Source organism: Streptomyces sp. NPDC001480 (assembly GCF_042894725.1).
Lineage (GTDB): Bacteria > Actinomycetota > Actinomycetes > Streptomycetales > Streptomycetaceae > Streptomyces.
The window spans coordinates 211,990-233,006 of the sequence record NZ_JBIAVX010000017.1; the positions used below are offsets into that span (position 1 = coordinate 211,990).

Consider the following 21,017-nt stretch of genomic DNA (forward strand, 5'->3'; position numbering starts at 1 on the left):
GAGCGGCAGGCGGTACTGGAGTGCTGAAGCAACCATAGGCGCAGGGCCCGGTGCCCCTTGACGCGGTGTCGGGTCCAGCCGCGGACGGACGTTCGATCATGCCTTGTGGTTCGTCAAGAAATCGTCAAGAGTTAGGTAAGGTAACGAAGTAACCGCCGAAGTTGACCGGAAAACTTGCCGGGAACCCGCCTTCCGGATCAAAGGGGAGGAACCGCCGCTGTCCGTTCACCACCTCGACCAGCTCCTGCTCGTCTGCTCCGTCGTCCTGCTCGTCGCCGTCGCGGCGGTCCGGATCTCCTCGCGCAGCGGGCTCCCCAGCCTGCTCGTGTATCTGGGGATAGGCGTCCTCATGGGCCAGGACGGCATCGGGAACGTCCACTTCAACAACGCCGAACTGACCCAGGTCATCGGCTACGCGGCCCTGGTCGTGATCCTGGCCGAGGGCGGTCTGGGCACCAAGTGGAAGGAGATCCGGCCGGTCCTGCCGGCCGCCTCCACCCTGGCGCTGGCCGGGGTCGCGGTGAGCGTCGGCGTGACGGCCGCGGGGGCGCACTACCTGGTCGGCCTGGGGTGGCGGCAGGCGCTCATCATCGGAGCGGTGGTGTCCTCCACGGACGCGGCGGCGGTCTTCTCCGTTCTGCGGAGGATCCCGCTGCCCGCGCGCGTGACCGGCACCCTGGAGGCGGAGTCCGGATTCAACGACGCCCCGGTGGTCATCCTGGTCGTCGCCTTCTCCACGGCCGGCCCGGTCGAGCACTGGTACGTGCTCGTGGGCGAGATACTCCTGGAGCTCGCCATCGGCGCCGCCATCGGCCTCGCGGTGGGCTGGCTGGGCGCCTGGGGCCTCAGGCACGTGGCACTGCCCGCCTCCGGCCTCTACCCGATCGCCGTGATGGCGATCGCGGTCACGGCGTACGCCGTCGGCGCCCTGGCCCACGGCAGCGGCTTCCTCGCCGTCTATCTGGCCTCCATGCTGCTGGGCAACGCCCGGCTCCCGCACTGGCCCGCCACGCGCGGCTTCGCCGAAGGGCTCGGCTGGATCGCCCAGATCGGCATGTTCGTCCTGCTCGGCCTGCTCGTCACCCCGCACGAACTGGGCGACGACATCTGGCCCGCCCTGGTCATCGGCCTGGCGCTGACCATGGTGGCGCGCCCGCTGAGCGTGGTGCTCAGCCTGGCGCCGTTCCGGGTGCCATGGCCGGATCAGGCCCTGATGTCCTGGGCCGGACTGCGCGGCGCGGTGCCCATCATCCTGGCGACGATCCCCATGGTGAACGGCGTCGACACCAGCCACCGCATCTTCAACATCGTCTTCGTACTGGTCGTCGTCTACACCGTCATCCAGGGGCCGACGCTGCCCTGGCTGGCACGCGCGCTGCGGCTGGGCGACGGCACGGAGGCCGCCGACCTGGGCATCGAGTCGGCCCCCCTGGAGCGGCTGCGCGGCCACCTGCTCTCGGTGGAGGTCCCCGAGGGCTCACGGATGCACGGCGTCGAGGTGAACGAACTGCGACTGCCGGCCGGGGCCGCCGTGACCCTCGTCGTCCGCGAGGGAAAATCGTTCGTTCCGCTGCCGACCACGGTGCTGCGGCACGGGGACGAACTCCTCGTGGTCGCCACCGACCCGGTCCGGGACGCCGCGGAACGGCGCCTGCGCGCGGTCGGGAGGGGCGGCAAGCTGGCCGGATGGCTGGGGACGAATGGAACAAACCCCAGGTGAACACGAGTCGTCGTGCTCCTCTTCACAGCCGTGCCCGGCTTGCTCCCTGTAAAGTGAAGGTCGTAGAACCCTGATCGAACCAACTCTGTCTGACGCAGAGCTGGCGCGACCGTATGGCGGCCGGGCGCTCCCGCAGTGGATTCCGGTATCTACCGCAGTTCCGCGCAAGAGGACAGCTCTCGGCGCCCCCTGACCTGACGAGGGGTCGCGCTACCAGGCGGCAGAAAGGCACGGGCCGTGGAGTCCACGGTCACCACCGAGCGCCCCGGATACGGACAGCTGCTGCGCACCCGCGGCGCCTGGACGTTCCTGCTCCCCGGCTTCGCGGCGCGCCAGCCGTTCGCGATGCTCACCATCTCCATCGTGCTGCTCGTGCAGCACACCACCGGCTCCTACGGCGCGGCAGGCGCCGCCGCGGCCGCCACCGGCGTCTCCATGGCGCTGTTCGCGCCCTACAGCGGCCGTCTCGCCGACCGCTACGGCCAACGCGCGGTGCTGGTACCCGGCGTCCTCGTGCACGCGCTGTCGGGCCTGGCCCTGACGGCACTCGCTCTGGCCCACGCACCGCTGTGGGCGCTGTTCGCGGCGGCCGTACCGACCGGCGCCTCGGTGCCGCAGGTCGGCCCGATGGTGCGCGCCCGCTGGGGCGTGAAGCTGGCGGACTCGCCGCTGATGACCACCGCGGCGGCCTTCGAGTCCGTCACGGACGAGCTGACCTTCGTCGTCGGCCCGCTGCTGGCGACCGCCCTGTGCACCGCCCTGGACCCGGCGGCGGGCCTGGTCACCGAGGCGACACTGACACTGGTCGGCGGACTGCTGTTCGCCGCGCAGAAGAACACCCAGCCCGCCGTGGGCGCCGACGCCGGGCACGCGCGCGTGAAGCGTGCCTCCGCGCTGCGCGTACCCGGTGTGCGCGTGCTGGTGGTGACCTTCCTCGGCATCGGATCGGTGTTCGGCGGCATGCAGGTCGGACTGGCCGCGTTCACCGAGTCGATCGGCGAGCCCGGCCTGAACGGCGTCCTGTACGGCACCTTCGCCGCGGGCAACATGCTCTCCGGCCTCGTCTGCGGCGCCGTCGCCTGGAAGACCGCCCCGCAGCGGCGCCTCGTTCTCGGCTACGCGGCTCTCGCACTGACCGCGTCCGCCCTCTGGACGGCCCACTCCGTGCTCCTCCTCGCCGGGCTGGGCCTGCTGGTCGGCATGTGCATCGCGCCGTCCCTGATCACCGGCTACACCCTGGTCGAGGACCTGGTCCCGGCGGGGGCCCGCACCGAGGCCTTCACCTGGCTGACCGGCGCGGTCGCGCTCGGCCAGGCGGCCGCCGTCACCGTCGCCGGACAACTGGAGGACCGCCTCTGGGACGGCGCCGGTTTCCTGGTGCCGGCGGCCGGTACCCTGCTGGCCCTGGCGACCCTGGTGGCCCTGCGGTCGCTGCTTGCCGGCCGGCCCCAGAACCGCACCGTCGCACGTGGCGTCGGTCACCGCTTGCCGGTGACGGTGGACTGATCCCCCGGAATACGTCACTATGGATCGTCGTTAGCACTCATCGAGTGAGAGTGCCAGGAGGAAGACAGTGCCCACCTACCAGTACCAGTGCACCGAGTGCGGCGAGGGCCTCGAGGCGGTGCAGAAGTTCACCGACGACGCCCTGACCGAGTGCCCCAACTGCGGTGGCCGCCTGAAGAAGGTGTTCTCGGCGGTCGGCATTGTCTTCAAGGGTTCCGGCTTCTACCGGAACGACAGCCGCGGCTCGTCGTCGAGCAGCAGCCCGGCCTCCAAGTCGTCGAGCTCGTCCTCGTCGAGCACGTCGGGCTCCTCGTCGTCGGCGTCGTCCTCGTCGAGCGACTCGGGCTCCTCGTCTTCGAGCTCCTCCTCCTCGAGCTCCGCGAGCAGCTCCGCCGCCTGACCGTTTCCTTACGGGACCCTGCCGTCATACGACGGCGGGGTCTTCGGCGTCCGCGGGGGCGGCTAGTGTGCTGCTCATGGCGAACGCAGAGATCGGTGTAAACGCGGAGATCGGTGTAATCGGCGGCTCCGGCTTCTACTCGTTCCTCGAGGACGTGACCGAGATCCAGGTGGACACCCCGTACGGGGCGCCCAGCGACTCCCTCTTCCTCGGCGAGGTCGCCGGCCGGCGAGTCGCCTTCCTGCCCCGGCACGGCCGCGGGCACCATCTGCCGCCGCACCGCATCAACTACCGCGCCAACCTCTGGGCGTTGCGGTCCGTCGGGGTCCGCCAGGTCCTCGGCCCCTGCGCGGTGGGCGGCCTGCGTCCCGAGTACGGGCCCGGCACGCTGCTGGTCCCGGACCAGCTGGTGGACCGTACGAAGTCCCGGGAGAACTCCTACTTCGACGGGCTGCCGCTGCCGCACGGCATCATCCCGAACGTCGTGCACGTGTCGCTGGCCGACCCCTACTGCCCCACCGGGCGGGCCGCCGCCCTGAAGGCGGCGCGCGGGCGGGACTGGGAGCCCGTGGACGGCGGCACGCTGGTCGTGATCGAGGGCCCGCGCTTCTCGACCCGTGCGGAATCGTTGTGGCACCAGGCGCAGGGCTGGTCGGTGGTCGGCATGACCGGCCATCCCGAGGCCGTGCTCGCCCGTGAGCTCGAGCTCTGCTACACCTCGCTGAACCTTGTCACCGACCTCGACGCGGGCGCGGAGACCGGCGAGGGCGTCTCGCACGAGGAGGTGCTGCGGGTGTTCGCCGCCAACGTGGAGCGGCTGCGCGGCGTGCTGTTCGACGCGGTGGCGGCCCTGCCGGAGAGCACGGGACGGGACTGCCTGTGCGTGAACGCGCTGGGCGGGATGGATCCGGGGTTCGTGCTGCCGTAGTGCGGTGGTGCCGGGGTGGCGAGAGCGCCGCGGTGGCGGAAGCGCGCGTTCGGGTGGGCGGGTTTTCCACAACCCGCCGGTCGTCCACCGGCTCCGGCGAGCTTCGGCGCGAGGCCTCATCGTGGGATCGCAAGCCGATTCCTCGTCCCCTCACCGCAGGTGGTGGTCCTCGTGCACATGCCCCCGTCGCCCTCCTTTCCCTCGCCGTCCCACCCTTCGCCCCACCCTTCGTCCCGCCCTTCGCCGTCGTTCGCCTCTCCGCGCCCGCCGGGCACCGATGCCCCCGCCACGTGCGAGGTACCGCACTTCGCGCCCGTGCGGGTGCGCGGCGGGCGGTACCAGGTGCAGCGCCTGGTGCGGCATCGCAGGCGGGCCCTGGCGGTCGGTCTCGCCGTGACCGCGGCGGCACTCGTGGCGGCGGGACCGCGCGCCGCGCCGGAACCGGATCGCGGGGGGCGGGCACGCGGGCATCCGGTGGCGGGTCCGGTACGACGGCAGCCCGCATCCGGGTCGGTGTCGGCGCCGGTCCGGATCGCCGACGCGGCCACCGTGCGGCTGCTGCGGCCCGGCGACCGCGTCGACGTCATCGCCGCCGAGGACCCGGCCACGGGCGGCGACGCCCGGGTGGTCGCGCGCGGGGCGCGGGTGACGAAGGTGCCGCGCGCCCTGGACGGCGCCGTCGAGAGCGGGGCGCTGGTGGTGCTGGCGGTGCCGCGCGCGACCGCGGCACGGCTGGTCGGCGCGAGCGCGACGGCACGGCTGGCGGTGACGCTGTGCTGAGCCTCTCACCCGGGCCACCGCGGTGGACAGGGGTACCTCGTCGTGCCGTAGGTTGCGGAGCGTTTTGTTCCACACCCAGTGCACGCGAAGAGAGGCTCCGAGGTGAGCGAGAAGCAGGAACCGGGCGTCTGGCAGGGCTTCAAGGCCTTCCTGATGCGCGGCAACGTCGTCGATCTGGCGGTCGCGGTGGTCATCGGCGCCGCCTTCACCAACATCGTCAACTCGGTGGTGAAGGGGATCATCAACCCGCTGGTCGGCGCGGTCGGTACGCAGAACCTGGACAACTACAGCTCGTGCCTGAGCTCGTCGTGCAAGGGCACCCACGGCATCCAGCTGATGTGGGGATCCGTCCTGGGCGCCACGCTCACCTTCGTGATCACCGGTGCGGTGGTGTACTTCCTGATGGTCCTGCCGATGTCCAGGTACCTGGCCCGGATAGAGGCCCGCAGGAAGGCGCGGGAGGGCACGAAGGAGGTCGTGCCGGTGACCGAGCTGGAGGTGCTCGAGCAGATCCGCGACCTGCTGGCCGCCGAGCGCGCCTCGGGGCCCGGCCCGCGGTAGCGGGGCGGCGCGGCCGGTTCAGATGTGGTGGGGCGGCTTCTCGTCGAGGAAGCGCTTGAGGTCGCCGGTGCCGTCCGACTCGGTCCGCTCGCCCCATCCGCGGTCGGTGTCGTCCGAGGACTGCTGGTCCAGCGGGTCGTCGAAGAACAGCGCGGGCTTCGGCTCGCGGGGCTCGGGGGCGGGGGCGGTGCTCATGCCCTCAAGGGTACGGGCCGCCCCGGGCGTCCGGGCCCGGGCAGACTGCCCGCATGACAGTTGACGCATTGACGGACGTCATGGGACTGCGGGTGGGACACGCGACCCGGGTCGGCGACGGCCGGCTCACCGGTACGACGGTCGTGCTCGCGCCCGAGGGCGGGGCGGTCGCCGCGGTCGACGTGCGCGGTGGCGGCCCCGGCACCAAGGAGACCGACGCTCTCGATCCCCGCAACGTGGTGCGCAAGGTCGAGGCGGTCGTGCTGACCGGCGGCAGCGCGTACGGGCTCGACGCGGCGTCGGGGGTGATGGCCTGGCTGGAGGAGCAACGGCGCGGGGTGCGGGTCGGCGCGGATCCGGCGCACGTCGTGCCGGTGGTGCCCGCCGCCTGTGTCTTCGACCTGGGCCGGGGCGGCGACTTCCGGGCCCGGCCGGACGCGGCCACCGGGCGGGCGGCGGTCGAGGCGGCCGCGGCGAGCCCGCCCGGGGCACCCGTCCCCCAGGGGTGTGTGGGCGCCGGCACGGGTGCCGTGGTGGGCGCGCTGAAGGGCGGGGTCGGCACCGCGAGCACGGTGCTGGACACGGGGGTCACGGTGGCCGCCCTGGTGGTGGTCAACGCCGTCGGGTCGGCGGTGGATCCGGAGACGGGGGTGCTGTACGGGGAGTTGTCCGGGGGCCGGGTGGTGTACCCGGAGCCACGGGTCCACGAGGCCGCGCGCCGGCGCGTCGCCGAGTCCGCGGCACGCAACGCGCTTCCGCCGCTCAACACCACGCTCGCGGTGGTCGCCACCGACGCGGACCTGTCGAAGGCGCAGGCGCAGAAGCTGGCCGGCACCGCCCACGACGGCATCGCCCGTGCCGTCCGGCCGGTCCATCTGCTCAACGACGGTGACACGGTGTTCGCCCTGGCCACGGGTGCCCGCCCGCTCGGCGACCACGACGAGGACCCGCTCGCGCTGAACGCCGTCCTCGCGGCCGGCGCGGACCTGGTGACCCGCGCGATCGTCCGGGCCGTACGCGCCGCCGAGCCGGTGGACGGACCGGGCGGGGCGTGGCCGTCGTACGAGGAGTTGTACGGGGCCCGCAGCGGCAGGCCGTAGATCCCCGGACCGCTGCGATTGTCCTGGTTCTGTCACGTGGAGACCTTGAACGCGAACGGAGGGAACCCCAACCGAGCCCGGCTGCCTCTTCGTTCACGCACTGGAGCGGATCACGCACGACACACGAACCTGGAGCAGCCCGTGACAACGCCGGACATTGCAGCGCGGCGCACACTGGTGGCCTGTGCCGCCCTGATGGTCGGCGCCCTCACCCTCACCGCGTGCGGGGGCGACGCCAGCGCCGACAACAACGACGGCAAGGGCGGCAGGACCTCCACGAAGACGTCCACCGCGAAGATCGTCATCTCGGCGAAGGACGGCTCGACCAGCGCGTCCATCAACGCCACCGGCGTGAAGGTCAGCGACGGCAAGCTGACCGACGTGAAGATGACCGTGGCGGGGTCGGGGCAGGCCGTGCCGGGCGCGATATCCGGTGACGGCAAGAGCTGGCAGCCCAAGGCGCAGCTGGAGCGTGGGACGAAGTACCAGATATCCGCGACCGCGAAGGACGGGAACGGGCGCACGGCCGCCGCCAACTCCATCTTCACCACGGTCACGACCTCGAACAGCTTCATCGGGACCTACACCCCGGACAACGACAGCACGGTGGGCGTCGGGATGCCGGTGTCCTTCACCTTCGACAAGGCCATCACCGACAAGAAGGCCGTCCAGTCGCACATCACCGTCTCCTCCAGCAGCGGGCAGCAGGTGGTGGGGCACTGGTTCGGGGCGCAGCGGCTCGACTTCCGGCCGCAGGAGTACTGGAAGGCCGGTTCCAAGGTCACGATGAAGATCGACCTGGACGGCGTGCAGGGCGCGAGCGGCGTGTACGGCGTGCAGAAGAAGACGGTGACCTTCACCGTCGGGCGTTCGCAGGTCTCGACCGTCGATGTGAACACGGAGACCATGACCGTGGTCCGGGACGGCAAGACCCTGAAGTCCGTCCCGATCTCGGCGGGCAGCCCGGAGCACACCACGTACAACGGCCAGATGGTGATCTCCGAGAAGTTCACGCAGACCCGCATGAACGGCTCGACGGTCGGCTTCGGCGGCGAGTACGACATCCCGGACGTGCCGCACGCGATGCGCCTGACCCAGTCCGGCACCTTCGTCCACGGCAACTACTGGTACAACAAGGGCAACCCGCCCTTCGGGCGCGAGGGCACCAGCCACGGCTGCGTGGGGCTCGCGGACGTGCAGGGCGCCCAGGGCGACACCTCCGCCAAGTGGTTCTACGACAACTCCCTCATCGGCGACGTCGTGGTCGTCAAGAACTCCCCGGACAAGACGGTCGCCCCGGACAACGGGCTCAACGGCTGGAACATGTCCTGGAGCGAGTGGACCGCGGGAAGTGGCGCCTGACCGGCGGTTTCTGACGGAAGCTCGGGCCGTGCGGGAACATTCCGCGCGGCCCGCGCGTTTTCCCCGCACACGTTTTCTCGGTTCCCGGACATGATGTCCGACCGAGGGGCTACGGTATGCACCCACAAGGTGACATGCAGCAACGCCGGGAGAAGCCTTGAGCGTTCCGTACGAGACGGCAGCGTACGAACCAGCCGAGTCGCCCGAGTCTCCGGAGGAGCACCTCGAGCGGCTCCTCGGGCGTGCCCTGAACTCCTTCGAGCTGCCCGACGAGTGTCTGCGGCAGCTGGAGTGCCCGCTGGCGCACGACGGCTCGCTGCACTCCGCCCACCACAGCGCGGGGCTGCACCGCGAGACGTACCGGCACACCTGGCTGCTCGCCGACGGTTCGGCGGTCACGCTGTGGGAGCTGGTGCACAACACCGCGCCCGGCAGCGAGCCGCAGCACGAGGTGTACGTGGACGAGGAGGAGCTGCGCGCCGCCACGGCCCGGCTGCCGCTGCCGGCGGACGCGCCGGACTTCGAGCTGCCGGTGCTCACCCAGCTGTCAGCGCTCCCCGAGCCCCGGCATGTGTACGCCCCGGACGCCTCGGCGGACCACGCGCGCCGGCTGCTGCGCCGCGCGGAGAACCCGGACCGGCCGGACGCCGGGACGGCGGCGCTGCTGGCGACGGCGTGCGCGCACCAGATCACGCAGGCCTTCGGCCGCCCGGGCCGGGCCGGCCGGGGCGCGTTGAGCTTCTCGCTCTACGAGCACGCCTTCCTGCTGCACGACGGCATGGAGCTCTCCCTCTGGGAGGTCGAGCACACGGCCACGCCCGACGGGCGCCATATGTGCGAGGTGTACGTGTCGGAGGACGCGGCCCGTGACGCCATGGAGCGCCGGGCGGCCCAGCAGGCCTGATCCCAGCCCGCCGTAGCCGTTCGGCTCAGGGCCGGTCCAGTCGCTGTACGAGACCCGCGAAGGCGTCCTTTTCCGCCGGGGTCAGTTCCACGGTCTCCAGTTCGGGCGCGGCCTGCCGCTGGTCCGGGAGGCCGGGAAGGTCCTGGAGGACAGGAAGGTCCGGGAGCACGTGCGGTTGCCGGTGGGTGCGCCGTGCGGCGGCCTGCTGGAGGAGACGGCGGCGGCGCAGAATGCCCGTCACGACGGTCACCCAGGCGGCGGTCACCAGGGCGAGGAGGATCACCGCCACCGGCTGGAGGATGGAGACGTGCGCAGGCATACGCCCCAGTACACACCACGGTCCGGGACTTTGGTCCCGGACCGTGACGTATCTCGCAGGTGCCGTGAACAACTCACAGCGCCCTAATGGGACAAGGACCGCACAGGACAGGAGTGCCGGCCCGTCAGGCGGCGACCGGCTGCTTCCGCTCCGCCGTCGCGGTGGCCGCGTCCGGCGCCGAGCCGTTGCCCGCGGCCTCGGGGGCCTGCTTGCGCATGCCCTTGAGGACGACCACCAGCGCCGTCGTGACGCAGACGCCGGCCGCGATGGCGATCAGGTAGAGGAACGGGTTGCCGATCAGCGGGACCACGAAGATGCCGCCGTGCGGGGCGCGCAGCGTGGCACCGAAGGCCATCGACAAGGCGCCGGTGACCGCACCGCCCACCATGGCGGACGGGATGACCCGCAGCGGGTCGGCCGCCGCGAACGGAATCGCGCCCTCGGAGATGAAGGAGGCGCCCAGCACCCAGGCGGCCTTGCCGTTCTCCCGCTCGGTCGGGGTGAAGAGCTTCTTGCGGACAGTGGTCGCGAGTGCCATGCCCAGCGGCGGGACCATACCCGCGGCCATCACGGCGGCCATGATCTGCATCGCGGAATCGCTGGGGTTCTGGACCGCGATACCGGCAGTGGCGAAGGCGTACGCGACCTTGTTGACCGGGCCACCGAGGTCGAAGCACATCATCAGGCCGAGCAGGGCGCCGAGCAGGATGGCGTTGGTGCCGGAGAGGCCGGAGAGCCAGTCCGTCATACCCTTCTGCGCCTCGGCGATGGGCTTGCCGATCACGACGAACATCAGGAAGCCGACAACGATCGAGGAGATCAACGGGATCACCACCACCGGCATGATGCCCCGCAGCACCGGCGGTATCTTGATCCGCTGGATCGCGAGGACGACGCCACCCGCCAGCAGGCCGGCGACCAGACCGCCCAGGAAACCTGCGGCGATGTTGGAGGCGATCATTCCGCCGACGAAGCCGGGGACGAGACCGGGGCGGTCCGCCATGCCGTACGCGATGTATCCGGCGAGGACCGGGATGAGGAAGCCGAAGGCGACCTTGCCGATCTGGAACAGCAGGGCGCCCCAGCTGTCGACCTGGGTCCAGGAGAAGTGCTCCATGACCGAAGGCGCGTTGGCGATCTTCCAGCCGCCGATCGCGAACCCGAGAGCGATCAGCAGACCGCCCGCGGCGACGAACGGGACCATGTAACTGACGCCGGTCATCAGCCACTTGCGGAGCTTGGTGCCGTAGCCCTCGCCGGGCTCGCCGGCCCGGTCGACCGGCGTACCGCCCTTGGCGGCCGCGGTGACCTCCCCTCGCTCGGCCTTGCCGCGCACGTCTGCGATCAGTTCGGCGGCCTTGTTGATGCCCGCCTTCACGCCGACATCGACGGTCGGCTTCCCGGCGAAGCGGTCCTTCTCGCGCACCGGCACGTCGTGGGCGAAGATCACGCCGTCCGCCGCCGCGATCACCGCCGGGTCGAGCCGGGTGAAACCGGCCGAGCCCTGCGTCTCGACGACGACCTCGACGCCCGCCTCACGGCCGGCGGTCTCCAGCGACTCGGCCGCCATGTAGGTGTGGGCGATGCCGGTCGGGCAGGAGGTGACGGCGACGACACGGAACGGCCGCTGCGTCTCGGCGGGGGCCGTGCTGCCCGCTGCGGCGTCGGCGGAGGCCGCCGCCGACGCCGCAGCGGAGTTTTCGGAACCGGCCGCCGCGACGGTGCCGGCCGCCTCGCCCGTCGCCCCGTCCGCCGTCTCGTCCGCCGCCTTGTCGCCCCGGATCAGTGCGGCGGCCGCGGTGGCGTCGCCCACCGAGCGCAGCGCTGAGGTGAACTCGGCGTTCATCAGCTGCCGGGCCAGCGAGGACAGGATCGTCAGGTGGGCGTCGTCGGCACCGGCCGGTGCGGCGATCAGGAAGATCAGGTCGGCGGGGCCGTCAGGGGCACCGAAGTCGATCCCGGCCGCGCTGCGCCCGAAGGCGAGGGTCGGCTCGGTGACGTGCTCGCTGCGGCAGTGCGGGATGCCGATGCCGCCGTCGAGGCCGGTCGGCATCTGCGCCTCGCGGGCGGCGACGTCCGCGAGGAAGCCCTCGATGTCGGTCACCCGGCCCAGGGTCACCATGCGCTCGGCGAGGGCGCGCGCCGCCGCTTCTTTAGTGTCGGCGGACAGGTCGAGGTCGACCAGGTCCGCGGTGATCATCTCGCTCATCGCGGGCTCCTTAGCACGCGTATCGCCCGGGGGGTGGGGTGGGCGGGGGTGGGGACGGGGGTGCAGCGGGGGAAGGCGCCGGGTGCGGAGGCGGGACCGGGGAAGCCCCGCCTCCGCGGGCCGGCAGAGCGGCTCAGGGTGCCCTGCCGACCGGCGGTCGCGGCGAGTAAGGGGAAGCCTCGCCGCTTCATGGGGCACCGTTTCAGCGCGTTCGGCGGGGGCGTCGCGGTCGTCACGCTCGGCGGGGGCGTTGCGTTCAGCCCGCTCGTCGCGGTGGTCGTACGCACGTTCATGACACCGGCTCCGTCAGCTCGCGGTCCACCGGGACCTCCGTCGTGACCGTCACCGCCGCCGGGTCCAGATCGGCCGGGGTCGGCATCACGCTGCCGGGCAGCTGGACGGCGGCCGCGCCGTGCGCGACGGCGGAGGCGAGCGCCTCGGGGCCGCTGCCACCGGCGATCAGGAAACCGGCGAGCGAGGAGTCGCCGGCGCCCACGTTGCTGCGTACCGCGTCTACCCGCGCACTGGCGAACCAGGCGCCCGTGCCGTCCACCAGCAGCTGACCGTCGGCGCCGAGGCTCGCGAGCACGGCCCGCGCGCCCCGCTCCCGCAGCTCCTCGGCCGCCTTCACCGCGTCGCCCACGGTCGCCAGGGGACGCCCCACGGCCTCCGCCAGCTCCTCGGCGTTCGGCTTCACCACGTCCGGTCGTTCCCGCAGGGCCTCCAGCAGCGCGGGCCCGGAGGTGTCCAGGGCGATGCGCTTGCCGGCGGCGTGCGCCCGCGCGACCAGGTCGGCGTACCAGGCGGGGGCGAGGCCCCGCGGCAGGCTGCCGCAGCACGCGATCCAGTCGGCGTCGCCGGACTGCGCGCGGACCGTGTCCAGCAGCAGTTCCTGCTCCTCGGGGGACAGCTCCGGACCGGGCGCGTTGATCTTCGTCAGGACCCCGTCCGCCTCGGCGAGCGCGATGTTGGAGCGGGTGGCCCCGGCGACCGGGACCGGCGCGACCTCGATGCCCTGCGCGTCCAGCAGCTCCGCGACGAGCGCGCCCGGCGCACCACCCAGGGGCAGCACGGCGACCGTGCGCTGCCCGGCGGCCGCGACGGCCCGCGAGACGTTGACGCCCTTGCCGCCGGGGTCCATGCGTTCGCCGGTGGCGCGGATGACCTCTCCGCGGTCCAGCGAGGGGACCTCGTACGTACGGTCGAGGGACGGGTTCGGGGTGACGGTGAGGATCATGCGCGCACTACTTCCGTGCCGCCACGCTCGATGGCGACGGCGTCTTCGGGGCTCAGCCCGCTGTCGGTGATCAGCAGGTCCACATCGCTCAGGTCGCCGAAGCGGGCGAAGTGCTCCTGGCCGTGCTTGGTGGCGTCGGCGAGCAGCACCACACGGCGGGCGGCGGCCATGGCCGCCCGCTTCACCGCGGCCTCGGCGAGGTCGGGGGTGGTCAGACCGTGCTCGGCGGAGAAGCCGTTGGCCGCGACGAACAGCACGTGGGCACGGAGCTCGCCGTACGCGCGCAGCGCCCAGGCGTCCACGGCGGCGCGCGTACGGTGCCGCACGCGCCCTCCGACCAGGTGGAGCTGGATGCCCGGGTGGTCGGCGAGGCGGGCCGCGATCGGCAGGGAGTGCGTGACGACGGTGAGCCGCGCGTCCAGGGGGATGGCCGCGGCCAGGCCGGCGACGGTCGTGCCGGCGTCGAGGATCAGGGTGCCCTCGGTCGGCAGTTCGGCGAGGGCCGCCTTGGCGATGCGTTCCTTCTCGTCGGCGGCCGTGCCCTCGCGTTCGGCGAGGTCCGGCTCGAAGTCGAGTCGTCCGGCCGGGATGGCACCGCCGTGCACCCGGCGGAGCAGCCCGGCGCGGTCCAGCGCCTTCAGGTCGCGGCGGATCGTCTCCGCCGTCACCTGGAACTCCTCGGCGAGAGAGAGCACGTCCACTCGGCCGCCGTCACGGGCGAGGCGGAGGATCTCCTGCTGCCGTTCCGGTGCGTACATGTCCGTTCGCCTCCGACTCATGCCCGAACGTGTGGTTTCACCCGTGAGGCTACGCCCGGATTTCCGGAAAGTAAACAGGTTCGGACTCCATTCGGGCATGAACGGACTTCTGGCTCTTCCGGGTGGGTATGCGAAAGGGCCCGGCGACCGCGCGGTCGCCGGGCCCTTTCGCATACCCATCGGGGAGGGCTCAGGAGACGAGCTCCCGCTCCCTCTCCTCCTCCACCGGGAGCGGAGACTCCCCGCCCTCCACGTGCTGCGCCGGCCGCTTGGGCAGGGCGAACATCAGCAGGAAGATCACGCCCATCACCGCGGCCACCCAGCCCAACGCGTGCTGGAAGGCGTCCACGAACGCCGGGCCCACCCGCGGCGGGGTCAGGTCGTCGCCGATCGAGCCGAAGAAGACCACCGACACCAGCCCCAGCCCCAGCGCGTTGCCCATCTGCTGCACGGTGTTGATCAGCCCGGACGCCGACCCCGCGTGCTCGCGCGGCACCTCGGAGAGCACCGCGTCCGTCAGCGGCGCGACGATCAGCCCCATGCCGACGCCCATGACCACCAGCGGGAGCGCCATCTGCCAGGAGGCGATGTCCTGGCCGTACCGGTGGGCCTCCCCGATGTAGATCAGCACGCCGAGGGCCATCAGCAGCGCGCCGGCCTGGAGCACCTTGCGGCCGAAGCGGGGCACCAGCTTCTGCACGGACATCCCGGCCGCCACGGATACCGCGATAGAGAACGGCACCCCGGTCAGCCCGGCCCGCAGCGGGCTCCAGCCCAGACCGACCTGCATGTAGAGCGTCCACACCAGGAAGAACACACCGAGCCCGACCCCGAACACGGTCTGCACCGCGATGCCCGCCGCGAAGCTCTTCACCTTGAACAGCGACAGTTCGACCAGCGGCGAGCCGTCCCGCGCGCTCTTGCGCCGCTCGTACGCCACCAGCGCAGCGAAGACCACGACCGAACCGGCCATCGACAGGTGGCCCCACAGCGGCCAGTGCAGCTCACGGCCCCGGGTGAGCGGATACAGCAGCATCAGCAGTCCCAGCGTCACCAGTGCTACGCCGACGAGGTCCAGCTTCAGCGCCCTGGGGGCCTTCGACTCGGTGATGAAGCGGCGGCCGAGGAGGAAAGCGACGACGCCGACCGGCAGGTTGATGAGGAAGATGGGCCGCCATTCGAGACCGAACAGATTCCACTCCGTCAGCAGCGCGCCCAGCAGCGGGCCGGAGACCGCGCCCAGGCCGACGATCGCGCCGAAGAGCCCGAAGACCTTGCCCCGCTCATGCGCCGGGAAGGTGGCGTGCACGATCGACAGCACCTGCGGCACCATCATCGCCGCCATCGCGCCCTGAAGGATGCGGGAGGCGACCAGCATCTCCGGGTTCGCGGCGAACCCGCACAGCGCCGACGCCAGCGTGAAGCCGCCGATGCCGACGAGGAACAGCCGCTTGCGGCCGTGGATGTCGCCGAGCCGCCCGCCGGTGATCAGGCCCGCCGCGAAGGCCAGGGCGTAGCCCGCGGTGATCCACTGGATCTGGCTGAAGGACGCGCCGGCGTCCCGCTTTATGGAGGGGATCGCGATGTTGACGATCGTGACGTCGACCAGGTCCATGAAGGCGGCGGTCATCACGATCGCGAGGGCGAACCAGCGGCGGCGGTCGGCCACCGCCTGCCGGGCGGTGCTGTCGGTGCCAGCGGTACTGACGGTCTCGGTGGAGGTCATGCATCGAAGGTAGAGGCCGAGTAGGTCAGATTGTGTCCTACTTCTGCGGCATTCTGAGACGCATGACGACGGACACCCCGGCCCGGCTGCTCCAGCTCCTCTCCCTCCTCCAGACACCCCGTGAATGGCCGGGCGGCGAGCTCGCCGACCGGCTCGGAGTGTCCCGCCGTACCGTGCGCCGTGACGTCGACCGGCTGCGCGAGCTGGGCTATCCGGTGCAGGCGACCATGGGCGCCGACGGCGGGTACCGGCTGGTCGCGGGCAAGGCGATGCCTCCCCTGGTGCTCGACGACGAGGAGGCGGTGGCCATCGCGGTGGGACTGCGGGCCGGCGCCGGGCACGCGGTCGCGGGCGTGGACGAGGCGTCCGTACGGGCGCTGGCGAAGCTGGAACAGGTGCTGCCGGCCCGGCTGCGCCACCGCGTCTCCACCCTTCAGGCCGCGACCACCCCGCTGACCAGCGGGGACGGGGCGAGCATCGCGCCCGAGACACTGACCGTGATGGCGTCGACGGTGGCCGGGCGGGAGCGGCTGCGGTTCGCGTACCGGGCCAAGGACGGCAGCGAGTCACGGCGGCTGACCGAGCCGTACCGGCTGGTGTCGACCGGTCGGCGGTGGTACCTCGTGGCGTACGACCTCGACCGGGAGGACTGGCGCACGTTCCGGGTCGACCGGGTGAGCGAGCCGTTCGCGACGGGGGCGCGCTTCGCTCCGCGGGAGCTGCCGACGGGGGGTGCGGCGGAGTATCTGCGGCAGTCGATCCAACGGCGGCAGGACTCGTACGCGTACGAGGTCGTGTTCACGGAGCCGGCGGACTTCGTCGCGGCCCGGGTACCGGCGTGGGCGGGACGGCCGGAACCGCTGGATGCCGGGGGCTGCGTGTTGCGGGGCACCTCCGGCGACCCCGTGGAGTGGCTGGCGGTGCGGCTGGCGATGGTGGGGTGCGATTTCGAGGTCCGTGAGCCCGCGGAACTCGTGCGGTGCGTACGGGAGCTGGGCGGGCGGTTGAGCCGGGCGGGGGGTGGGTGAGGTCACCGCGCCGGGTTACGGCCGCCGGTTCACGACCGCCGGGTTACGGCGCCGACGAACCCGCATCCCAAGGGAATCCCCGCAACGCCGCGAGGTTCCGCAGGGCCAGTGCCTCGGGCCCCTCCGGGCCGGACGGAGGGTTCGAGGCGCAAGCCCACGTCTCGACCGCCACCCTCACCGCCGCACCGGCCACCGCGGCGGTGAACCGCAGGTCAGGAGAGACGGAGGAGGCAACGTTGTCGGCGCCGGTCCGCCGGGCCGCCAGGATGTCCGCCAGCGCCTGTTCCGACTCGCGGCACACCTCCGCCCACACCTTCCGCAGCGCCGGGTTCGTGCCGGCGAGGCGGATCAGGGTGCGCACCCAGTCCCAGGACGCGGTCGAGACGGCCTGGCCGGGCGTGAGGGTCCGGCGGACGGCGTGTTCCAGCGCCTCGGGGACGGACAGGGACGCGGGGGCCTCGCGGACCGCCTCCGTCCAGCGCCGGGCGCCCGCCGCGTAGAGGGGGGCGACGGCCTCCTCCTTCGTGGCGAAGTAGCGGTAGAAGGTGCGCGGGGCGCATCCGGCGGCCTGCGCGATGTCCTCAGCGCGGGTGGCCTTCAGACCCCGGCTGACGAACAGACCGGCCGCCGCCCGTGCGATCTCCATCCGGGTCTCGGCCTTGCGCCGTTCCGTCAGCGATCCGGAAGCCGGAGAAGGTTTGGAAGGACCGGAAGGATCGGACGGAACAGAAGGAACACTGGGACTCACGGCGGCAGGTTATGCCCATGTGGCAGAATCTGCCATCCGGCGAGCCACCCCGTGGTTCAGGTACGGGGTGACTCGCCGCTCAGGCATACCCGCGCACATTGAGGAGCCGAGCTCCGGCACCCGGGGGGACAGGCACCGAAGCCCGGCTCGGGGAAGGTCCCGGCGCCGGGGGGGATGTGCGTCGGGACGCGTGGCTCAGCGTGAGAGCACGTCTCCTGGGCCCGGAGGTGTTGTTCCCGGGGCCCCGAGAGTTGAAGCGGCGCTACAGCGCCATGTTTGCGCGGTCTTCCGCCACCCGGCGTACGCGGTCGCCCGGCGGCCGGCACGTCACCGGCAGCCGGTCGACCGCCGGTCGGCCGACGGTTACGCCGCCGCGTCGAAGCCGGTGCTGCGGGCCAGCTTCTTCAGTTCCAGCAGCGCGTGCTTCTCGATCTGGCGGATGCGTTCGCGGGTCAGGCCGTGCTCCTTGCCGACCTCCGTCAGCGTGCGCTCGCGGCCGTCCTCGATGCCGTACCGCATCTTGATGATGGAGGCCGTGCGCTGGTCGAGGCGGCCGATCAGGTCGTCCAGCTCCTCGCTGCGCAGCAGTGTCAGCACCGACTGCTCGGGCGACACGGCGGAGGTGTCCTCGAGCAGGTCGCCGAACTGGGTCTCGCCCTCGTCGTCCACCGACATGTTCAGCGACACCGGGTCACGGGCCCAGTCGAGCACGTCGATGACGCGCTCCGGCGTGGAGCCGAGCTCGGCCGCGATCTCCGCGGGCTCCGGCTCGCGCCCGTTCTCCCGGTTGAACTCGCGCTGCACACGGCGTATGCGGCCCAGCTCCTCCACGAGGTGAACGGGCAGCCGGATGGTGCGGGACTGGTCGGCTATCGAGCGGGTGATCGCCTGACGGATCCACCAGGTGGCGTACGTCGAGAACTTGAAGCCCTTGCGGTAGTCGAACTTCTCCACCGCGCGCACCAGGCCGGCGTTGCCCTCCTGGATCAGGTCGAGCAGGGGCAGACCGCTGCGGGGGTAGCGGCGGGCGACGGCGACGACCAGGCGCAGGTTGGAGCGGATGAACACGTCCTTGGCGCGCTCGCCCTCGGCGACCAGGGCCTCGAGCTCCTCGCGAGTGGCGTTCGACTTGGACTCCTCGTACCCGTCGAGGATCTGCCGTGCGAACACGCCCGCCTCTATGGTCTGGGACAGGTCGACTTCCTTGGCGGCGTCGAGCAGTGGGGTCCGCGCGATCTCGTCGAGGTACATGCCGACCAGGTCGCGATCGGCGATCTCGCCGCCATGGGCGCGAACACTGCTTGCCGCGTCGGCCGTCTCGCCGGTGGCGGACTGACGACGGGCGACGGCACGGGTTGCCATGCGTGCTCCCTTGCGATGGTGGGTCAGCGGGTGGTCCAGGCGGACACTCGGCACTCCGGGAGATGAACGATTGGGACTCTTCTCGAGTGCCCGGCATCCGAAGGAAACAACGACTGGAATCAGGACAGAATTCCCAACCCACCCCTCCTTTTTTCTGATCATGCAGTACCCTGTGCGGCCACGTAGGGAGGCGTGATGTCGACAGAGAGTGCAGAGGTGCAGGTCAGACCGGGAGTCGAGGGCGACCTCGAAGCCCTCACGGCCCTCTACAACCACTACGTACGTGAGACGCCCATCACATTCGACACCGCGGTCTTCACGCCGGAGGAGCGACGTCCTTGGCTGCTCTCCCACCCGGAAGACGGCCCGTACCGCCTGATGGTTGCCGTGGCCGCGGAGTCACAGGAGATTCTGGGCTACGCCACATCCAGTCCTTACCGGGTGAAACCCGCGTACGGCACGTCCGTGGAGACGACCGTCTACGTCGCCCCGCACGCCGGCCGCCGCGGCATCGGCACCCTGCTGTACAAGGCCCTCTTCGAGGCACTGTCCGGGGAGGACCTGCACCGCGCCTACGCGGGCATCGCCCAGCCCAACGAGGCGTCCGCGCGGCTCCACGAGCGCTTCGGCTTCCGGTACGTCGGCACGTACCGGGAGGTGGGCCGCAAGTTCGGACGGTACTGGGACGTCGCCTGGTTCGAGAAGGAGCTCTAGCGGTACGAGGACGAGCTCCGGCCAGGAAGAAGCTCCAGCCCGCGCCCGCCCGCTCAGCCGAACTGCACCGACCGCTTCGCCATCCCCATCCAGAAGCCGTCGATCACGGACTTCTGCGCGTCCAGCTCCCCGCCGGCCTCGGCCGCGCCCATGGTGACGAAGAGCGGGGCGAAGTGCTCGGTGCGCGGGTGGGCGTAGCGGCCCGCGGGGGCCTTGTCGAGGAAGTCCAGCAGGGCGTCCCAGTCGCGGCCCTCCAGGGCGCGCCGGCCCCAGTCGTCGAACTCGGAGGACCAGCTGGGCACCCCGTTGCCCGCGTACCGCAGCGCGGCCAGGTTGTGGGTGAAGAAGCCGGAGCCGACGATCAGCACACCCTCGTCCCGCAGGGGGGCGAGCCGGCGGCCGATCTCCATCAGCCGCACCGGGTCGAGGGTCGGCATGGAGACCTGGAGGACCGGGATGTCGGCGGCGGGGAACATCTCCACCAGCGGGACGTAGGCGCCGTGGTCGAGACCGCGGTCCGGGATGTCCTGCACGGGCGTGCCGGGGGCGCGCAGAAGCTTGCGCACGGACTCGGCGAGCTCCGGTGCGCCGGGGGCCTCGTACCGCACCCGGTAGTAGTGCTCGGGGAAGCCCCAGAAGTCGTAGACGAGCGGGACGGTCGTGGTCGCGCCGAGGGCGAGCGGGGCCTCCTCCCAGTGGGCGGAGACCATCAGGATCGCCTTGGGACGGGGCAGGTCGGCGGACCAGGCGGCGAGCTGACCCGGCCAGACGGCGTCGTCGGCGAGGGGCGGGGCACCGTGGCTCAGGTAGAGGGTGGGCATGCGCTCCTGGGTGGCGGCGGACATGACGGCGGCTCCCTCATTGCTTTAAGTCTCAAGCTCTACGTCCCATAGGCTACGCCTCACTTGTTTAAGTTTCAAGGAGAAGCCCCGTACAGTGGTTCATATGACTACGGCACCCGACTCCGCCGCCGAACAGCACCGCTGGCTCACCGACGAGGAGCAGCGCGTCTGGCGCTCCTACCTGCATGCCTCCACGCTGCTGGAGGACCACCTCGACCGTCAGCTCCAGCGCGACGCGGGGATGCCGCACGTCTACTACGGCCTGCTCGTAGGACTCGCCGAGGCCCCGCGCCGCCGGCTCCGGATGACCGAGCTGGCCATGAAGGCCAAGATCACCCGGTCCCGTCTCTCGCACGCCATCGCCCGCCTGGAGAAGAACGGCTGGGTGCGCCGCGAGGACTGCCCCTCCGACAAGCGCGGCCAGTTCGCGGTGCTGACCGACGAGGGCCACGAGGTACTGCGGCGCACCGCGCCGGGCCATGTGGCCGCCGTCCGCCAGGCGCTGTTCGAGCGGCTGACCCCCGAGCAGCAGAAGACCCTCGGCGAGATCATGGAGATCGTCGCCGAGGGCCTTCAGCCGAACGAAGCGGGTGCGGACCTGCCGTGGCTCCGCTGAGG

General features: G+C 71.6%; 21 protein-coding genes. 12 read left to right on the forward strand and 9 right to left on the reverse strand.

Annotated elements, in window-relative coordinates; all coding sequences use genetic code 11:
- The first annotated feature begins 196 nt into the window (after positions 1-196).
- The 6 genes from ACFY01_RS35820 to mscL all read left to right on the forward strand — a co-directional run bounded on the left by ACFY01_RS35820 (position 197) and on the right by mscL (position 5,895).
- Complete coding sequence (locus tag ACFY01_RS35820) at positions 197-1,720, forward strand: potassium/proton antiporter (RefSeq protein WP_390739961.1); 1,524 nt, start codon at positions 197-199, stop codon at positions 1,718-1,720.
- 237 nt (positions 1,721-1,957) lie between these two features.
- Positions 1,958-3,226: an MFS transporter gene (locus tag ACFY01_RS35825; protein WP_390739926.1), complete on the forward strand. Its 1,269-nt coding sequence runs from the start codon at positions 1,958-1,960 to the stop codon at positions 3,224-3,226.
- A gap of 67 nt (positions 3,227-3,293) precedes the next feature.
- Positions 3,294-3,626: an FmdB family zinc ribbon protein gene (locus tag ACFY01_RS35830; RefSeq protein ID WP_390739927.1), complete on the forward strand. Its 333-nt coding sequence runs from the start codon at positions 3,294-3,296 to the stop codon at positions 3,624-3,626.
- Positions 3,627-3,702: 76 nt separating this feature from the next.
- Positions 3,703-4,554: an S-methyl-5'-thioadenosine phosphorylase gene (locus ACFY01_RS35835; protein ID WP_390739928.1), complete on the forward strand. Its 852-nt coding sequence runs from the start codon at positions 3,703-3,705 to the stop codon at positions 4,552-4,554.
- Positions 4,555-4,731: 177 nt separating this feature from the next.
- A complete protein-coding gene (locus ACFY01_RS35840; protein ID WP_390739962.1) occupies positions 4,732-5,334 on the forward strand; it encodes a hypothetical protein in 603 nt (200 codons plus the stop codon).
- A 102-nt stretch (positions 5,335-5,436) separates the two neighbouring features.
- Positions 5,437-5,895, forward strand: coding sequence for a large conductance mechanosensitive channel protein MscL (mscL, locus tag ACFY01_RS35845; RefSeq protein WP_390739929.1), 459 nt, complete (start codon positions 5,437-5,439; stop codon positions 5,893-5,895).
- Positions 5,896-5,913: 18 nt separating this feature from the next.
- Here the strand turns inward: mscL and ACFY01_RS35850 are convergent, their stop codons facing one another.
- Entirely contained in the window at positions 5,914-6,090 is a 177-nt protein-coding gene (locus ACFY01_RS35850) for a hypothetical protein (protein ID WP_390739930.1), read from the reverse strand.
- A gap of 53 nt (positions 6,091-6,143) precedes the next feature.
- On the opposite strand from ACFY01_RS35850, the gene ACFY01_RS35855 reads away from it, so the two are divergent.
- From ACFY01_RS35855 to ACFY01_RS35865, 3 genes are all read left to right on the forward strand, one after another.
- Complete coding sequence (locus ACFY01_RS35855) at positions 6,144-7,190, forward strand: P1 family peptidase (RefSeq protein ID WP_390739931.1); 1,047 nt, start codon at positions 6,144-6,146, stop codon at positions 7,188-7,190.
- Positions 7,191-7,331: 141 nt separating this feature from the next.
- Positions 7,332-8,552 (forward strand): Ig-like domain-containing protein, encoded by a 1,221-nt coding sequence (locus ACFY01_RS35860; protein WP_390739932.1) that lies wholly within the window; start codon positions 7,332-7,334, stop codon positions 8,550-8,552.
- A gap of 157 nt (positions 8,553-8,709) precedes the next feature.
- Entirely contained in the window at positions 8,710-9,456 is a 747-nt protein-coding gene (locus ACFY01_RS35865) for a DUF6227 family protein (protein ID WP_390739933.1), read from the forward strand.
- A gap of 25 nt (positions 9,457-9,481) precedes the next feature.
- Here ACFY01_RS35865 and ACFY01_RS35870 read toward each other — a convergent pair whose 3' ends face one another.
- The 5 genes from ACFY01_RS35870 to ACFY01_RS35890 all read right to left on the reverse strand — a co-directional run bounded on the left by ACFY01_RS35870 (position 9,482) and on the right by ACFY01_RS35890 (position 15,705).
- Positions 9,482-9,775 carry a hypothetical protein gene (locus ACFY01_RS35870; RefSeq protein WP_390739934.1) on the reverse strand — a complete coding sequence of 98 codons (294 nt, stop codon included), beginning with the start codon at positions 9,773-9,775 and terminating at the stop codon, positions 9,482-9,484.
- A 124-nt stretch (positions 9,776-9,899) separates the two neighbouring features.
- A complete protein-coding gene (locus tag ACFY01_RS35875; protein WP_390739935.1) occupies positions 9,900-11,984 on the reverse strand; it encodes a fructose-specific PTS transporter subunit EIIC in 2,085 nt (694 codons plus the stop codon).
- 289 nt (positions 11,985-12,273) lie between these two features.
- Positions 12,274-13,221, reverse strand: coding sequence for a 1-phosphofructokinase (gene pfkB / locus ACFY01_RS35880; protein WP_390739936.1), 948 nt, complete (start codon positions 13,219-13,221; stop codon positions 12,274-12,276).
- Positions 13,218-13,979, reverse strand: a complete 762-nt coding sequence (locus ACFY01_RS35885; RefSeq protein WP_390739937.1) for a DeoR/GlpR family DNA-binding transcription regulator — start codon at positions 13,977-13,979, stop codon at positions 13,218-13,220. The genes pfkB and ACFY01_RS35885 overlap by 4 nt, the downstream gene beginning before the upstream one ends.
- Before the next feature lie 190 nt (positions 13,980-14,169).
- A complete protein-coding gene (locus tag ACFY01_RS35890; RefSeq protein WP_390739938.1) occupies positions 14,170-15,705 on the reverse strand; it encodes an MFS transporter in 1,536 nt (511 codons plus the stop codon).
- A 62-nt stretch (positions 15,706-15,767) separates the two neighbouring features.
- Here ACFY01_RS35890 and ACFY01_RS35895 point away from each other — a divergent pair, with 62 nt between their 5' ends.
- Positions 15,768-16,733 carry a helix-turn-helix transcriptional regulator gene (locus tag ACFY01_RS35895; RefSeq protein WP_390739939.1) on the forward strand — a complete coding sequence of 322 codons (966 nt, stop codon included), beginning with the start codon at positions 15,768-15,770 and terminating at the stop codon, positions 16,731-16,733.
- A gap of 43 nt (positions 16,734-16,776) precedes the next feature.
- On the opposite strand, the gene ACFY01_RS35900 is transcribed toward ACFY01_RS35895, so the two are convergent.
- Positions 16,777-17,379, reverse strand: coding sequence for a TetR/AcrR family transcriptional regulator (locus ACFY01_RS35900; protein ID WP_390739940.1), 603 nt, complete (start codon positions 17,377-17,379; stop codon positions 16,777-16,779).
- A gap of 465 nt (positions 17,380-17,844) precedes the next feature.
- Entirely contained in the window at positions 17,845-18,843 is a 999-nt protein-coding gene (locus ACFY01_RS35905; protein ID WP_390739941.1) for an RNA polymerase sigma factor RpoD/SigA, read from the reverse strand.
- 195 nt (positions 18,844-19,038) lie between these two features.
- Here ACFY01_RS35905 and ACFY01_RS35910 point away from each other — a divergent pair, with 195 nt between their 5' ends.
- Complete coding sequence (locus tag ACFY01_RS35910) at positions 19,039-19,557, forward strand: GNAT family N-acetyltransferase (protein WP_390739942.1); 519 nt, start codon at positions 19,039-19,041, stop codon at positions 19,555-19,557.
- 53 nt (positions 19,558-19,610) lie between these two features.
- Here the strand turns inward: ACFY01_RS35910 and ACFY01_RS35915 are convergent, their stop codons facing one another.
- Positions 19,611-20,402, reverse strand: a complete 792-nt coding sequence (locus ACFY01_RS35915) for a dioxygenase (RefSeq protein ID WP_390739943.1) — start codon at positions 20,400-20,402, stop codon at positions 19,611-19,613.
- Between the two features lie 100 nt (positions 20,403-20,502).
- Between ACFY01_RS35915 and ACFY01_RS35920 the strand changes: the two genes are divergently transcribed.
- On the forward strand, positions 20,503-21,015 hold the full coding sequence (locus tag ACFY01_RS35920) for a MarR family winged helix-turn-helix transcriptional regulator (protein WP_390739944.1): 513 nt from the start codon (positions 20,503-20,505) through the stop codon (positions 21,013-21,015).
- Positions 21,016-21,017 lie beyond the last annotated feature (2 nt).

Bases quoted from the DNA above. Each gene is read 5' to 3' on its own strand.
- pfkB (WP_390739936.1), bottom strand. From the start codon at position 13,221: ATGATCCTCACCGTCACCCCGAACCCGTCCCTCGACCGTACGTACGAG.
- ACFY01_RS35915 (WP_390739943.1), bottom strand. From the start codon at position 20,402: ATGTCCGCCGCCACCCAGGAGCGCATGCCCACCCTCTACCTGAGCCAC.
- ACFY01_RS35840 (WP_390739962.1), top strand. From the start codon at position 4,732: ATGCCCCCGTCGCCCTCCTTTCCCTCGCCGTCCCACCCTTCGCCCCAC.
- ACFY01_RS35885 (WP_390739937.1), bottom strand. From the start codon at position 13,979: ATGTACGCACCGGAACGGCAGCAGGAGATCCTCCGCCTCGCCCGTGAC.
- ACFY01_RS35920 (WP_390739944.1), top strand. From the start codon at position 20,503: ATGACTACGGCACCCGACTCCGCCGCCGAACAGCACCGCTGGCTCACC.
- ACFY01_RS35900 (WP_390739940.1), bottom strand. From the start codon at position 17,379: ATGGAGATCGCACGGGCGGCGGCCGGTCTGTTCGTCAGCCGGGGTCTG.
- ACFY01_RS35905 (WP_390739941.1), bottom strand. From the start codon at position 18,843: ATGGCAACCCGTGCCGTCGCCCGTCGTCAGTCCGCCACCGGCGAGACG.
- ACFY01_RS35875 (WP_390739935.1), bottom strand. From the start codon at position 11,984: ATGAGCGAGATGATCACCGCGGACCTGGTCGACCTCGACCTGTCCGCC.
- ACFY01_RS35835 (WP_390739928.1), top strand. From the start codon at position 3,703: ATGGCGAACGCAGAGATCGGTGTAAACGCGGAGATCGGTGTAATCGGC.
- ACFY01_RS35850 (WP_390739930.1), bottom strand. From the start codon at position 6,090: ATGAGCACCGCCCCCGCCCCCGAGCCCCGCGAGCCGAAGCCCGCGCTG.
- ACFY01_RS35910 (WP_390739942.1), top strand. From the start codon at position 19,039: ATGTCGACAGAGAGTGCAGAGGTGCAGGTCAGACCGGGAGTCGAGGGC.
- ACFY01_RS35895 (WP_390739939.1), top strand. From the start codon at position 15,768: ATGACGACGGACACCCCGGCCCGGCTGCTCCAGCTCCTCTCCCTCCTC.
- ACFY01_RS35870 (WP_390739934.1), bottom strand. From the start codon at position 9,775: ATGCCTGCGCACGTCTCCATCCTCCAGCCGGTGGCGGTGATCCTCCTC.
- ACFY01_RS35855 (WP_390739931.1), top strand. From the start codon at position 6,144: ATGACAGTTGACGCATTGACGGACGTCATGGGACTGCGGGTGGGACAC.
- ACFY01_RS35890 (WP_390739938.1), bottom strand. From the start codon at position 15,705: ATGACCTCCACCGAGACCGTCAGTACCGCTGGCACCGACAGCACCGCC.